Origin of the sequence: Streptomyces sp. NPDC086787, assembly GCF_044745865.1 — a bacterium.
Taxonomy (GTDB): Bacteria; Actinomycetota; Actinomycetes; order Streptomycetales; family Streptomycetaceae; genus Streptomyces.
Genome location: NZ_JBIVBC010000011.1, coordinates 119789 through 135424, shown reverse-complemented (window position 1 = coordinate 135424; position 15636 = coordinate 119789). Strand labels below are relative to the sequence as shown.

Below are 15636 nucleotides of genomic sequence, written 5' to 3'. Positions count from 1 at the left end.
GCTGCTGCTCTGCTCCGGAGCAGCAGTCTGGGGCTGTGACTGGGGCTGAATGCTGTCACCGGAGTTGATGAAGAACACACTGGCGCCCAGACCGAGGAAGTTCCCGCCGACACCGAACCGGGTCTTCGTGCCCGGCACCAACCGCCGAACGGGACTGTCCGCCGACAACTGAGCAAGGAACTGCTCCCTGTATGCGTTGTAGACCGTCGCCGTGTCAGCAGGCTTCCACCCCGCGCTCGTGCGCTGATCGCTGGAGACGGCAATCGTCGCCAGATCCATGAGATAGCAGTCAATGAGGCCGGTGACATCCTTGGACTTGGCTCCCGCCACACCCTCCTCGGCATCGGCCGCCAGGACATGCGCCATGTCCGACACAATGTCGCGGTAGATACCGTGCCGGATGGTCTCCGGGTAGGCCGCCATGATGTGGTCCGCCTGCCCCGCGTCCAACGTGTTCATGAAGCGGAGTGCCTCGTCGGGGAATCCCGGCACCTTGAGCGGCATCGCCGCAAGGAGATCCTCCTCCCCGCGGATCCCCCTGTTTCGTGAAGCAAGCGGGTGCAGACCGATCTCATGGGCCAACATCCCCATGACATAGCCCATGTCGTACTTCTCGAAGTAATAACTCGCGAGATTGATCTGAACGCCCGCGTCACCCAGATCCGTCACATCGGCCGGAGTTTCCATCGTGCGCACATGCAGCGTGATACGAACGGGGCGACCACCGACGTAACCCCGGATCGTGTCATGCTTCTGCAGCAGATCAATGATCCGCGCCGCCTTGGCACGATACTTCGCATTACTGTGCTTCAGATTCGTGAACTCGAAGTTGTCCACCGCGAACGGCACATACTCCTGCACCATGTGCGGCGGAATCTCGGTGCCCTCGGCCCGTCGGGGCAGGGACACAGGGTCGACCCACACCGACTCACGGAGGATCGGAGTCGCACCGGTTCGGGCGTCCGCCCAAGTCTGTTCGGCGTTCTGCTCGCCTCCAGGCTCGTCAATGTCACCGACGAGGGCACCGATCAGGGCCAGATGCCGGCCACGGAGCCCGCCGGCAGCGAGTGAGGAATCCTCGGGCGCTTGGTTGAGGTCACCCAGCAGGCTGCCCGGAATGTGCGGGCGGTGCGGAGCATCCGCATCCCGGTACTCATCACGCAGACCCAGCTGATGGGACAGTTCGTGCACCAACTGCAACGGCGTGGCATCCGCCCACCACGTGCCCTGGTGCATCGCCTGGTCCCGACCCGCAAGATCCACGGTCAGGTGAGGCGAGTCCGACGGATCGACGTATTCGACCGTCACATGCAGCCGGTCACCGTTCGGCAGGCGATGAGCCGGATCGTTCAGGAACTCCTTCACACCCGCGTCGAGCTGCTCACGCACATGCGCGATCTGGATGTCCCCACCACGGACCGCCAACCGCACCGTGAGATCAGTGACCGGCTTACCCCGATACGAGAACCGCCGCGCGTCAAAACCCGACCGCACGACAAAGCGCGGACGACGGTCGCGTGATCCCTGCAACTCCGGAGCCGACTGACTGATTTCCTGGGTCTGCTGCTCGTTGCCGGTCGTCTGCGGGAGCCTCGGGCTGACCTCGTCGGACGGGACCGGCTGCTGAATGCTGGCGCCACGATTCCTCCACCCGAGACTGTTGGCCAGCTTCGCGAAGTCCGTAGCAACACCGAACATGCCCTTATCCCCGGGCAGCAGTGCCCGAGCCGGACTGTCCTCAGCCATACGACCAGCCAACAACGCCTTGTACGCGTTGTACACCCTGGCCGTGTTCGCAGGCTCCTTCGCCGCATTCACCCGATAGTCATTGGTGATCGCAATCGACGCCAAATCCATCAAATAGCAGTCGATCAGATCCGTGACATCCTTCGCCCTGGCACCCGGCACACCAGCCCGCGCATCCCGGGCCAGCATGTCAGCCATCCCCAACACAATATTCCGGTAAATACCGTGCCGCAGCGTATTCGGGAACGCCGCCATGACGTGATCCGCCTGGCCCGCACCATCCGTGTTCATCGTGCGCGGAGGATTCAGATGGGTCAGCCCCGGAACCGGCAGCGGCAGACTGTAAAGATCCGCCTCCTGCTCAGGGATCTCCGGATCCCGCGCAGCCAGCGGATGCAACCCGATCTCATGCGCCAGCATCCCCATCACATAGCCGACGTCGTACTTCTCGAAGTAGTAACTCGCCAGGTTGATCTGCACACCCGCAGCACCCCGGTCACTCACATCCGCCGGAGTCTCCGCCGTACGCACATGCAGCGTGATACGACACGGACGACCACCGATGAAGTCACGGATCGTCGGATGACGCCCCAACAGATCAATAATCCGCATCGCCTTGTCACGATACGCATCATCCGTGAACTTCAAGTTCGTGAACTCGAAATTCCCCGAACCGAAGGGAAGATACTGCGGCGCCGCCGCATCCCCCGACAACACATGAGGCGGAACCTCAGCACTGTCAGCCGACTGCGGCAGAGACACCGGGTCCACCCACACCGACTCACGCAGAACGGGCGCACTCCCGGTACGGGCGTCCTCCCAAGTCTGCTCGGTCTCCCCCTTCGGCCCCTCAGGCACATCCCCGATCTGCGCACCGAGCAGAGCCAAGTGCCGGCCACGCAACCCACCAGCGGTGAGCGTGGAATCCTCCGGGGCCACGCGCAGGTCGCCCAGCAGGCTGCCCGGTACATGGGGGCGGTGCGGAGCATCCGCATCCCGGTACTCGTCACGCAGACCCAGCTGATGCGACAGTTCGTGCACCAACTGCGCCGGGCTGGCGTCCGCCCACCACACGCTCTGATGCATCGCCTGGTCCCGACCCGCAAGGTCCACAACCAGATGCGGAGAATCCGACGGATCGACGTACTCGACCGTCACGTGGAGTCGGTCACCGTTGGGAAGACCGTAAGCCGGGTCGTTCAGGAACTCCTTCACACCCGCGTCGAGCTGCTCACGCACACGCGCGACATCACCATCCCCGCCACGCACCGCCAACCGCACCGTGAGATCGGTGACCGGCGTGCCCTGGTACTTGAATCGACGCGCGTCAAAGCCCGACCGCACCACATAACGCGGACGACGATCACGCTGCCTCGGAGCGGGTGACTCCGGCGACGGATCGACGCGCGGGCTCTGCGGCAGCCGGGGCCTCACGGCGTCCGTGCCCGGATCCATCTCGGTGTCGGCGCCCGACAGGGTGCTGAGGTCGTACGCCTCCTCCTCGGGTGCCGGGGTGTGGAGGATCAGGGGGACGAAGTCGCCGCCTCGGCGGCGGAGTCGAAGGTGGGGTCCGCGGTCGCCGGCGGGGCCCGGATAGGTGTGGGCGGTGCCGTTCTCCTCGATCAGGGTGACGGTGGTTCCCGTGGCCGCTGCGGCCCACTCGGCGACCGCGCGGTCGGCCTGCGGACCCCATGGCGCTTCAGTGAGGTGGCGGCGCAGGTAGAGGTCTCGGGTTTCCCTGGTCGGCTCGGGCGCGCCGGGGCGGTCCGGCGGCGACGGCGGATTGAACAGCGAGGTGTGCTGGGCCGGGTCGCCGGGGATGCCGTTCAGGCGCATCAGCCGGGCGGGCGGCGCCCCGGCGCGGTTGCGCAGCCGTGTCGCCTCACGGGGGTCGATGCCGGGCTGTTCGGCGGCGTGGTGCAGGGCCGCGGAGAGGGCGCCGAAGAAGCCGTTGCCGCGGCCGGTGGGTGTGCCCTGGGTGTAGGTGGCGCCGTCGGGTGCGGTGAGCACGCTGTCCCGGTCGAGGCGGTAGCGCGGGCCGGTGCTGTCGGCGGGCGGCATCCAGGGCAGGGTGGTGTGGCTGCGGTGCGCGGACGGCTGCTCCGTGGGGCGCGTGGCGTCCGTACCCGGCGTCCCGGTGATCGCGGGCGCCGACGCGGGCAGCGGAGTCGCGACCGGCGGCGGGGTGTCGGTCGGCAGGGCGGCGTGGAAGAAGCCGTCGGCGGTGAAGAGGACCGGGTCCGTCGCCGGGTCGACCGTGGCCGGGTCGCCGCCGTGCGGGAGGAAGAGCTGTTCACGGCCCGCGTCGGTGACCACGGTGAGCGGGGTGCCGAGGACCCGGGCGGCGAGGGCGGGCAGCAGGTCGGCGCCGCCGTGGTCGCCCGCGCGGCGCTCGGGCGGTGCCGATTCCCCGGCCGGGCTCGCCGTGCCGCCCCGCGGGGGTTCGGTCGCGAACGGGCGGAGGAGCAGGGCCGCGGTGGCCAGCGCCACCCGCTGAGCGGGCGTCGGCCAGAAGGTCACCGGGAGACGGCCGAAGGCGTCGAACTCGGCCTGCTGCGCGGGGCTGAGCCGCACGCCCGCGTAGTCGAGTTCGCCCTGGGTGAAGGTGTCCGCGGTGTCGAGGGCGAGGGCGTCGAGCAGGTCCGCGTTGGCGTCTTCGCCCAGTGCCCAGGCCAGGCGGTTGCGGGCGGTCCAGACGGCCAGCGCGGTGACGCCCAGGTCGCCGGGCTCGGCCGTGAACCGGGCGGCGAGGTCGTCACCCAGCAGGTGCGGCAGTCGACCGCGAACCTGGGCGGCGGCGAGCAGCGAGTGGAAGAACGAGGCGCCGTCGTGCGGTACTTCGTGCACCTCGCGCACCGTGGTGCCGTCCGGTGAGGTGATGGTGCGCGGGGTGGAGCCGTTGCCATCGGTGATCGTGTACGGGTCGGGTGCCTCGGAGCGCCATCCCGGCTTGGCGTACTCCGGTGAGGCGTCCGGCGCCGGACCCGAGGCCGGGTTCTGGTGGTGGGCGGTGAGGCGGGAGGCGGCGAGGTGCAGCCGGTGGTGCTCGGTGGCGGCGGAGTCGGTGCGCTGCTCCCAGAGGCGGACCTCGTCCCGGGCGGCCTGCCAGGCGGTGACGGCCGGGGACTGGGGCACCGCCCGCGGCGGGGCCGTGGCTGTGGCCGTGTCGGGGTGTTCTTCGCCGAGCGCGGCCTGTTCCTCGGCGCTCAGGTCCAGCCAGGTCTCCCGGGCCCGCGCCCGGGCGTCGTAGTAGCTCTTCTCGGCCGTGGCGAGGTCGCCTGCCGCCTTGGTCATGTCCTCCCAGGCGGTGCGGACCTCGTCGGGGAACGTGGTGTCGGTGAGGAGGCCGTAGTCGCGGGCGATGTCCTCCCGCAGCCAGACCAGGGCCGTCGTCTCGGCCTCGGCGGCGCGCGGTCCGCGCTTGGCCTTGCCGAGTGCGCGAAGGGGGCGGCTGTCGGTGACGCGATGGTCCGCCTCGGCCACCGCGAGCCAGCTGACCGGCACCGCGAAGAGCATGCTGCGGTCGGTGACGACCTTGAGGTGGGTGCCGGAGGTCGTGTCCGCCGCGCCCTTGAGCCCGGCGGTGTCGTTCGCACCGGCGATCGGGGCGGAGGTTCCCGGGTTGATGATGCCCGCGTTGGTGTTGCCCGTCAGTGGCGCGGTCCCCACCACGCCCTCGACGTTGTCGCCGATGCCGGGCTCGAGCGTGTCGGAGGTCTTCGCCCGTTGCATGGCCTCCATGCGCGGCTTGCTCTCGACGGCGAGCAGTCGGGCGCCGTTGCGGTGCATCTTCGCGTAGAGGCGGGAGTCTGCGGTGTGGGACTGGCCGAGGAGCCTGGCCGATGCCTGGGTGGGCAGCGGGGAGCCGTTCGACCCGAGTGCCTCGCGGAAGCCGGCGGTCAGACCGCCCTGGGTGGTGGCCTCCTGCTGGGCCTGGGCGGGAGCGGTGCCGAGGCCGGTGAGCGGAGTCCGGCGGGCCTTGCGCACACTCTTGTCGAGGGCGTCGCCGGCGAGCCGCCTGCCGAGGTCCTTGTCGCCGATGCCGTCGGCGTGGGCGGTGGCGAGGGTCAGGGCGTTGTAGACGTTGGACGAGCCCAGGATGTCCACGGCGAGGATGCCGGAGCCGATCCGGTCGTCGAAGGGCAGGATGTCGTCGTCCGCGTCAGCGCTGTCGTCGGTGCCGGTTTCTGTGCCGGTGCCGGTGCCGGTGCCGGTGCCGGTGGTGCGCCAGTCGGCGATGCTCCGTGCGTCGGCCTGAGGTGCCGTCAGCATCCTTACCGCGCGCTCCGGTTCCGGCACGTTCTGCTCGGTGAGCAGGACGTCGGCGTCGTCGCCGACCGGGGTGAGCAGGCCGGCCGGGAGCATCTCGTTGAGGCTGCCGACCGAGACGACGGCACGCGGGGCGAGCAGGTCACCGTTCGCGTCCTGCATGCTGACGGTCAGGATGTACGTGGTGCGGATCTCGGCGTGCGCCTGGGTGGTGGCGATGTTCGGCAGTGCGGTGGTGCCGCCCGTCTCGGCCCGCCCACTCGACCGCTGTTTCGCCGCGGTGCCCTGGACCGACGGGTTCGCGGTGAGGGGGCCGCTGTCGCCCGTGCGTTGGCCGACGCCCAGTGTCACGTCGCCGCCGCGGTCCTGCGAGACCACTTCCGCGTCGTCGCGGGCGGTGTTGCGGTAGTCCTCCAGCTCGAAGCCGGTACGCAGCCGCTCCACGGTGGTGGTGACCGGGGTCAGCTTGAAACGGACCTGCCCGGGGCTGCCGCCGACCGGCAGGTGGTGTGGACTGGACAAGGCGCGGTAGCGGACCGGCAGGCTCATCCCGTCGGTCGACAACTCGTGCAGGTTGGCGTTGAGGAAGTCCGGGGAGATCCGCTGGAGAACCTGCTCCCGGTCGTGTGAGGGCACCCCGATCTTCGACATGCGCGACATCAGCTGCTGTGCCGCCTGGCTCGCATCGAGCTGGCCGCTGGGGTGGGTGGGGAAGCGTCGGCTGCGCAGGAAGCCGGGCACGCGGTAGCCGCCGCCGAGGTTGCGGGGGGTGTTGGTGCCCAGGCCGTCAGGTGCCAGTCCGGCCTCGATGACGTCCTGCATCGGCAGATGGAACATCACCGCGTCGCGGATGCGCTGGAGCGCGGCGGCGGCCCGGCGCGGGGCGAGGCCGCGGCCGAGGCGTCCGTTGAGCCGCCCGGCCGCCGAGCTGATCCGGGCCCCGGCCTTGGTTCCCACCGTGCCCATCGCGGCCGTCCACCGGTCCCGTACCGCGATGGTCTCGGCGGCGTCGGCGACCACGAGGTACATCCGGCCGGCGTAGGTGAGGGTGGTGTTGCGTCCCCGGGTGAGGGTGGCGGAGACGCTACGGCCCTTGCCCCAGGCGTACTGGAGGGCGGTGGCGTAGGTGCCGCTCACCGCTTGCTTGCCGGGGGCCTGCTGAAGCGGCGTGTCGGCACCCTGGAGGCCGATGGTGGTGCGCGAGGCGCTGCTCGCGCTGCCGACGATGCGGTGTTCGTTGCCGACGGTTGCTTCGAGGGTGGCCGGCTTCGGGTCGCTCTTGACCCGCAGGTTCTCCAGCTCGCCCCGGATCGCGGCCTTCAGATAGTGGGTCCGCAGCGGTCCGGTGCCGTTGAGTCCGGTGATCCGTGAACCGAACGGACCCAGATACTGGCCGAGTTGGCCGGCCACGCTGAGGTTCGCCATCGCCCGGCGCAGCGCGCTGCGTACCGGGGCGCCGGGTGCGCTGACGTGCCAGGAGGTGCCCGAGGCGCGGTCCGCGGTGTCCTGCATCAGCTGCTGGCGCTGGGGGCCGCCCTCGGTGCTGAGCACCACGTGCGGAGCGCTGAGCAGCTTCTTGGTGAGCTCGCGGTCGGCCGAGTTGGCCCGAGGCAACGGGCGGGTGCCGTCGAGCAGTTGGTCCGCCTCGATGGCGGGGAGCCGCTGCGGGGCGGGGGCCGCCGCCGGTGCGGGGCCGCCGGGCGGCGGGTCGGCGGGGGCGTGGCGGTCGGAGCCGTGCGCCGCGGGTACGGCCAGCTCCACCCGGCCGATGGTCTCGCTGCCCCGCCTGAAGAGCGGATGTTCCTCGACCTTGCTGACGAAGACGCCCGCACCGAGCAGGCCGACCGAGACCAGCCGGGTCCAGCCGCGCGGGCGGCGGTGGCCCTCGAAGGAGGCGTCCAGCTCCACTTGGTAGCTGTAGAGATCGCTCCCGTTCTGGAACATCAGGTGGTCGTGGGTGACCGCGACCGAGTTCCGGGTCGCCTTCTGGTCGGTCGTGGCGTAGCGGGCGCCGACGGCGACGTTTCCGATCTGGCGCGGGGCACCGGTCCCGGGCACCTTGTCGTGGTCCCGTGGCGAGATACCGAGTTCGACACCGCCGGAGAGAGTGGTGGACGCCTGCTGTCCCTGACCCGAGACCTCGGTGCCGATGACCCCGTTGCGCAGCGAGCGTTCGCTCATCGTGGACTCGAACTGCCGGTCGCTGAGCCGTGCCTTCAGGATCAGGGTGTGGTGGCCGCGCCGTACCTTGCCGTCCTCGGTGAGGGTGACCGGCACTCCGGTGGTGGTCAGGTCGTCCAGGCTCTGCGCCAGGCTCGGCCGGTTCAGTGCCTCGCGCACCTGGCGGTCGTTGTGCAGCGCGGTGCGCATACGGCCGTCGCCGTACCAGAACTTGGCCAGCCGCGGGTGCCGCAACGCCAGCGGCGGGACGAACAGGGACGGGTACGAGCGGTGCAGGGTGTCCAGGACAGCATCCGCGAAGGCGTGCATGGGGTCCTGGGGGACGGGCTGCACGGGCGGGATCTGAGCCTGGTTCTGCCCCTGGGGCTGGTTCTGCGCCTGATCCGGTGCCGGTGCCTGGCTCTGGTCCTGGTTCTGGACCGGGTTCTGGTTCGGCAGCGGGTTCTGCGGGTGGAGAGGGCGGAAGCCCTCCGCGCGGACCTGGCCGCTCAGGTGTACCGGGTTCTCCTTGGTGAGGTACCACGGCACGGGCGGCTCGGCGACCGGGTTGGGGCCTGCCTGGCCGGGCGTACGGCTGTCCCAGCCGGCGAGGCGGCGCGCGTCCTGGGTGGAGAACCAGTCCAGGCTGACCACCCGGATCGGGCGGGCCGCGGACGGCGGCTCGCCGGCATTGCGCACCATGAGCGTGCGCTCCACCCGGTAGAGCGCGATCGGGTGGTTGCGGACGCGGGCGGTGGTCTTGCGGGCCGCGTCGGCGCCGAGGTAGTGGCCGCGTCCGGTGGTGAGGTCGGCCCTGACCAGAGGGCCGCCCTGGAGCCGTACGTCGGTCTCGGCGCCGGGGATGGTGTAGTTGGGCCCGGAGGTGACCTGGACGCCGAAGCGGGTGTCGCGGAGATGGCCGCGCTGGTTCTGATACGTGGTCTGGGTGAGGTCGCGGATCTCCGACTTGACCGACTCGGTGACCAGGGTGGCCCGGTGGGGCACCGACCGTTCCACGACCAGGTGCTTCATCGGGTGCTGCCCGCTGCCGCGGGTCAGCTCGGGCCCGCTGACCGGCCCGGAAAGGCGACCGAACAGGGCGAGCAACCGCCCGGAGCGCACGAACGAGACAAGGGTGCGGTGTGCCGAACTGCCGGGTCGTGCACCGGAGATGGCGAGGGCCACGTCCTCAGGCGGATCCGTGAGGTGCAGGCCGGTGGTGTCGAGGGCTCGCGGCTCGGCTCCGTCCGGGAAGGTGAGGGTCTCCGGCGCGCGCCGGGGCCCCGTGAAGGGCACGGTGAGGTCGTCCGGCAGCCGCCAGCTGAGCCCGTCCCGCATACCGAACGCCGCGTCGTGCACCTGGCTGCGCTGCCAGTCGGGGCCAGGCGCGGGCGTGTCGTGGCTGTCCCGGCCGGTGTTCTTCGGCGCCTCGGTGACGCGGTCCACCGTCACCCGGTAGTAGACGTCGTCCAGGTGCAGGTGCGAGCCGTCCAGGCCGCGGTACTCGGACTGGCTGAACGCCGTGGTGCCGAGGGCGTAGTCGGTCTTGCGGGTCCAGCCCAGCGAAGCGCCGACCTTCAGCAGCCAGTTGAGCGGCGGGCCCATGCTCAGTGCGGCGGCCATCCGGCGCCCGAAGCCGACGCCGCGTCCGCCGCCGACACCTGCCTGGCCACGGCGCAGGGTGTCCACCCGGACGGTGCTGCCGTTGACGTCCGAGAAGCGCTCCCAGCGGTGGTACGGGATGGCCTCGACCCGCATCTCGTGGCCGACTCCGGACTTCTCCCGGCCGACCAGTAGCGCGCCACGCGGGGCCGTGAACGCCGCGGGCTGCTGGATCAGCAGGCGCAGCAGTTCCGCCTCGTCGAACTGGGCGCGCAGCTTCTTCGGCAGGTTGCGGAGGATCTCCCTGGCCGCCAGTTCGGGTGAGCGCAGGGTGACGATGCCGGGGCCGGTGAAGAGTCCGGTCGGGTTGCCCGGTGAGGTGCCGTCGGGACTGATCAGGACGGTGGGCAGGCGGCTGCCGTCCTCGAAGGTGACGGTGCTCGGCGCCGGATCCGGCGGCGGCGCGTCCGGGCCGGTCAGCAGGCGTGCCGGGCGGTGCCGTTCGAGCTGGGTCTCCAGCGGCACGGGGTCGCCCCGGTCGGGGGCCTCGGTGTCGGGGCCGGGATCGTTGAGGTCGGTGATGCCGCCCATGCTGCGCAGCCATTCCCCGAAGGGGTCGGAGCCGTCCGGGTCCTGGGGAGGCGTGGGCGGGGTGACGGCGTTCGGATCCGGCGTGGTGGTGACCGGGGCCGTGGCCGGGACCAGCGCGTCGTAGTGGTCCCTGCCGTTGTAGGCCAGATGCAGCGTGCCGCTGGCGCCGCCCGGGTTCAGGCTGTTGACGCGGATGCCGCCGGCGGGGTTCGGGGCAGCGACGCGAACGTTGCCGTCCGGCGGTGGCACGGTCTCGACGAGCCGCAGGTCGAGGTCGAGGGTGTGGGCCAGCGCCTCCGGGAGCACGTCGGCGAAGGGTGAGGACCACAGACCGGAGCGTTCGGCGGCCGCCGCGACCAGTGCCCGGGCGCCGAGCCGCCGTACGTCGGCGGGTGTGGGCGCCAACTCGGCGAGCTGTGGGTAGTCGCTGTTCCGCAGGATCGACTGCCACTGTTTGACGTCACCGTTGGTGATGATCGCCCGCGCGCGCTGGTTCCAGTCGTCGGTGATCCGGCTCCGTTCGTCCGGGTCGGTGACTCCGGCCAGGGCGCGCATGCGCAGGTCGTCCACCACGGAGAACAGCGGGTCCGGGAACGACGTGTCCATGACGGTGCCCAGCTCGGAACCGGCGATGCGGTCGCGCAGCAGCTCGCGCACCCCGGCGACGTTCCGCGCGGCCCACGCGGGGGGTATGTCCTGGCCGCGCGCGCTGTCGAGCAGCGCGCGGAAGAGGCAGTTGCCGTCGTCGGGGGTGTCCAGGCGCTGGAACGAATGACCGTCCGCGTGCACCGTGGGCCGGGTGCCGGGTGTCGTCGGGTTCCTGCTGAACAGCGTCAGGTCCTCGGCGAGGCTCTCCGGGCGGCTCGGCATGGGCGCCAGGTCGGGCCTGCGCAGGGCGAGTTCGGCCGTGTCCTCGGCGCTCAGTTGCAGCTCGGAGAGCGGCAGGGGGGTGCTGGAGAGCGACCAGGTGACCTGTGCGGCCGGGGAGTACGACAGACCGCGTACGTCCTGCGGGGAGACCAGCGTGGTCGGCGGCAGCGCGGGCGGTGGCGGGGGCAGCAGGGCGTCGAGCGTGGTGTCGGGGCGAGCGGTGCTGCGCAACTCTGCTGCGGCGTTGAGGAATTCGGTGTACTGCTCGGCCGTGGGACCGGCCGTCGTGTCGATGGTGCCGCGCCCCGTGGCACGGTGCCAGTCGGTGACCATACGGCCCAGCAGTCCCGGGGTCATCCGGCCGTCGCCGTAGCGGGCCGCGGTGTCCGGGGTGAGCCAGCGCAGGCCGTCCGCGTAGGCGAGCCCGGCGAGCAGTTCCCGGTTCTCCGGCCGCTGTTCGGCGTTCGGGCCGAGAGCATCGCGCAGGGTGCGGATCTGCTGGAGGGTACGGGCTCGGGCGAAGGCGTCGGCCGGTCCCGGGCCCGTGTGCAGTCCGGCGTCGCGGGCCAGCGCGTCCAGGTCGGCACCGCTGGGCTCCGGGGTGAAGAGCCGCCAGCGTCCCGGCCCGTCCGGACCCTCGGTGAGTACCGCGCGGACGTTGCCGTCCCTGTCCCGGGCCGTGCCCGCCTTGGTGGTCGGCGCGTACACCGGCCGCCCGGTGACGTTCGCCGTGTGCTGTGCCGCGGGCAGGCCGGCCATCTCCGGCTGCGATCCGGTCTCGCAGAAGTACACGACCAGGGGGCGGCTTTGGTCGCTCTCCTCCGCCCAGTGCTTGAGCACCTTCCCGAACTGCACCCCGCTGAGCTTCACGGTGGGGTGCGCCGGGTCCTCGGTGCCGAGCGTGACGGTACGGGAGGTGCCGTGCCCGACGTAGTAGTCGGCGCCCTGCTCGGTGTCCGAACCGGGGAGCCCCGTCGGCGGTCCGGTGAAGACCGTACGGGTGGTGGGCGGGAGGTCGGGGGTCTCCGCGGGCGGCGGTACGGAGCTGGTGCGTACACCGCGGTAGGTGTTCTCACCGAGGAGCGCCCGGCGCGCCGTTTCGTTTGCCGTACCGTCGTCGGCCGGGCTCTGCGAGATGGTCAAGGTCTTGACCGCACGGCCGGGTCGGGGCTTCGTGCCGTTGTCCACGACCAGGCCTCGCAGCTGGGCGATCGGCACGGTGTGGCCGTCCAGCGTCAGCACGGTCGGTCCGTCGGCGGTGCGCGTGACGATCCGCGCCGGCGGCGGGGCGCCCTTGTTTCCGGGGCCGCGTCCGCCAGTGCGGTCGCCGTTGCCGTGGCCGGACTGCAGGCGCAGGTCGGTCGCCGTTTCGGTCCAGGGGCGGGACTGGGTGAGGAGCTTGGCCGCGGCGGGCTCGGGTGTGGTGGTGGGGTTGGGACCGACTTCTCTGGTGGATACGGGAGTTGGTGTGTCCGAGAGCAGCTTCGAGGGCACGGTCGCAGGTGCGGCCGGGGTCGTGACGGCCGGATCGCCGTCGACCTTCGCGATGCTCTCGGTGACCGGCCGGGCTGCCGGGATGGGCGCCGGTCCGAGGGCGTCGGCGAGCGGAAGCAGCACGTCGGAGCCGGGGAAGGCGGTGTCCGTGGTCTCCGTCGTGCCGTCGGACGTCGTGGCGATCGGCGGACCGGTGAGCGGGCGGACCCGGACCGGGGCACCCGGGCCTTCGCGGGTCAGCTCGACGGCGGCACGTACCGGACGTCCGGTCCCGTTCTGTGGCACTGCGGGACCGAGCACCACTGCCCGGTCGACCCCGGCCCGGTCCAGGATCTCGGCTGCCTGCGGCGTTCCCTGCCCCAGCGGCGGCACCGCCGAGACCACGATCGTCAACGGCCCTGTCTCGCTGGGCAATGGCTTCACGGTCGGCGTGGGACTGGCCTTCACGTCGCTCGTGCCGAGGTCGTGTGCGCCGTTCGGGCTGTGTACGTCACTGGTGTCGCGTACGCCGCCGGTGTCGCCGAACGAGCCGGTGGTGCTCACCTTCGGCGGAGCGGTGGTGGTGTCGGCGGTCGGGGTACGGGAGTTGTCTCCGGTGTCCGACGACGTGAGGCCGGTCTCCGTCGAGCCGGTGGTCTCCGAAACCGTCCCGGGCTCTGCGGTGGTGTCGGTCTCCGGCGCCTGCGCGGTCTGCGAGGTGTCCGTCGTCTGCGAGACTTCGGCCGGGGCGGTGTTGACCGGGGTGCGGGTCCCCTGGGGGGAGGTGGTGGAGGACGTCGGGTTGCCCTGGGTCCCCGGAGCGGCTCCCGGCCGGGCACCTGTGCCGGTGTTGGAACCGGTGCCGGTGTTGGAGCCGGTGCCAGTGCCCGTACCAGTGCCTGTGCCCGTACCAGTGCCTGTGCCCGTACCAGTGCCCGTACCCGTACCAGTGCCCGTACCCGTGCCGGTGCCGGTACCAGTGCCCGTACCAGTGCCGGTGCCGGTACCAGTGCCCGTACCCGTGCTCGTACCGGTACCCGTGCTCGGCGTAGCCGGGGCCGTGGGCCCGGTCGGGGTGACGGTGTTGTTGCCGACCTGGGTGTCCGTACCGGTGTTGACCGTGGTCGTAGTGCCGTCGTCGAAGGTGCCCGCCGGTGTGGTGGTGAGCTGGGTGTCTCCCGTGAGCTGGGTGTCCCCCGCGAGCGGGGTGTCCACCGTGACCGGCGTGCCGAAGCTGTCGAGTGTGCGACGGATCTCGTCGGCGTCGACCTGGGCGGCAGGGCCGCTCCCGGCGGGTACCACCCGGACCTCGGGCAGTTGCGACAGGTTGTGGTGCACACTGCCGCGTACGTTGATCTCGGTACTGCTGGGCTGAGGGGTGCCACGCAGGGCGGCGATGTCACGCAGCGCCTGCTCGTGGAGCTCGGCGGGACTGTTGTGGAGCTGCTGCCACAGCTCGTTCTCGGCCGCGGTCGCGGGCAGTGTGCCCGGGGTGTACGGCGGCGGGTCCTCGGTCGTGTACGGCGGCGGGTCGTCCGCGAACTCGCGCGCATCACTGTTCTGCTGGGTGACGGGCGGGGGTGAGGTGAGCGTGGCACCTTCGCCGCCGATGGTGTTCGGACGCGACGGACCGTCGGTGCGCTCGTTGCCGTCGCCGTGGTGGGAACGCGAGGAGTCGTCGGTGTCCCGGTCGTCGGAACCACTGTGGCCGCTGGACACGGTGGGTGGCTTGTTGCGCATGTTCTCGATGACGTTGCGCAGTTCGGCGCCGCTGTTCATCGCGGCTTGGCTGAGGCCGCTCTCGACCTTGCTGCTGACGCCCGCCCCGACGAAGGTGCTCCAGCTGGTGGACCAGTCGCCCTCGAAGGCGCCCTTGATCACGATCTCCCCGAGGCCCTCACCGGAGCCGGCGGCCAGGAAGTCGGCCGTTCCCTTGATGCCGTAGTGACCGGCCAACGCGCCCGGCCGGTCCGCGTTGTTGCGCGCGAGGTTCTGGTTCCGCCAGAGGCTGGAGTTGTTCGGGAAGTTGTTCCGGAAGGCGAACGGGTTGTTGCTGCGGTTGGGTCCGCCCGCGTGCGGGGTGGGTCCGGGGCCGTCGTTCGGGCCGTCGCTCTTGTGGGGGTTCGGCTTGGGGTTCGGGGTGTCGCTCTTGATGTCGATGTTCGGACTGTCGTGCGGGTTCTTCTTGAACTTGGTGTCCGGACCGTTCTTCAGGAAGTTGTTGTCGTAACCCTTGACGATCTTCTTGGCGAAGTTGTCGAAGACGCTGGTGAAGAAGCCCGCGGCGGCACCGAACGCGGCGGACTTGAAGATGTCGCCCCAGTCGAAGCCGCCGGGGCGGCGGCCGTTCGGGGCGAAGTTCATCATCGCCAGCCGGACCGCGAAGGTGGTGAACGCCTCCTCGAACGCCTCGGTCAGCGAGGGTGCGATGTGCAGTCGATGGAGCAGATGGCTCATCGTGGTGAGGATCATGAACCGGCTGCGCAGCTTGGCCATCATGATCTGACTGGCCGAGGCGCCGCCGGTGAAGAACGACATCGCGAGGTAGATGGCGATCTCGATGAGCAGCCGGATGATCTCGGCGATCACCTGCCATTTGCCCTCCATGATGTCCATGGAGGTCTTGAGCCGGCCCGCAGCGATCTTGTCGAGCTGATCGCCGAATTCGGTCAGGTAGTTCTTGCCGCCGTCGTCGACGAGCGTGTTCATCGCGCCGGCGTACGCGGTGGCCAGGTCGTCCGGCATGGACGCGGCGATGTCGTGGATCGACTTCTGGATCAGCGCGGACAGCTGGCTGACCTTGCGACTCAGGCGCGCGTAGGGGTCACGGCTGTCGAAGGCGAGGTCCTCGTCGGCGTCCATGAGCGTCTCGCCGGTGAGAATGAAGATCATCGCGTTGACTTCGGGCGATGCCTTGATGCTCAT

1 protein-coding gene (running past one end of the window) is annotated in these 15636 nt (G+C 70.5%); it reads right to left on the bottom strand.

Annotated elements, in window-relative coordinates; translation table 11 throughout:
• A protein-coding gene (locus ACIPK3_RS24565; RefSeq protein WP_402572882.1) for a hypothetical protein crosses the window boundary here: on the bottom strand, positions 1 to 15636 show its 5' portion. The gene continues 15213 nt to the left of window position 1, outside the view; 15636 of the gene's 30849 nt are visible here — the first part of the coding sequence; it begins with the start codon at positions 15634 to 15636; its stop codon lies beyond the left edge, outside the window.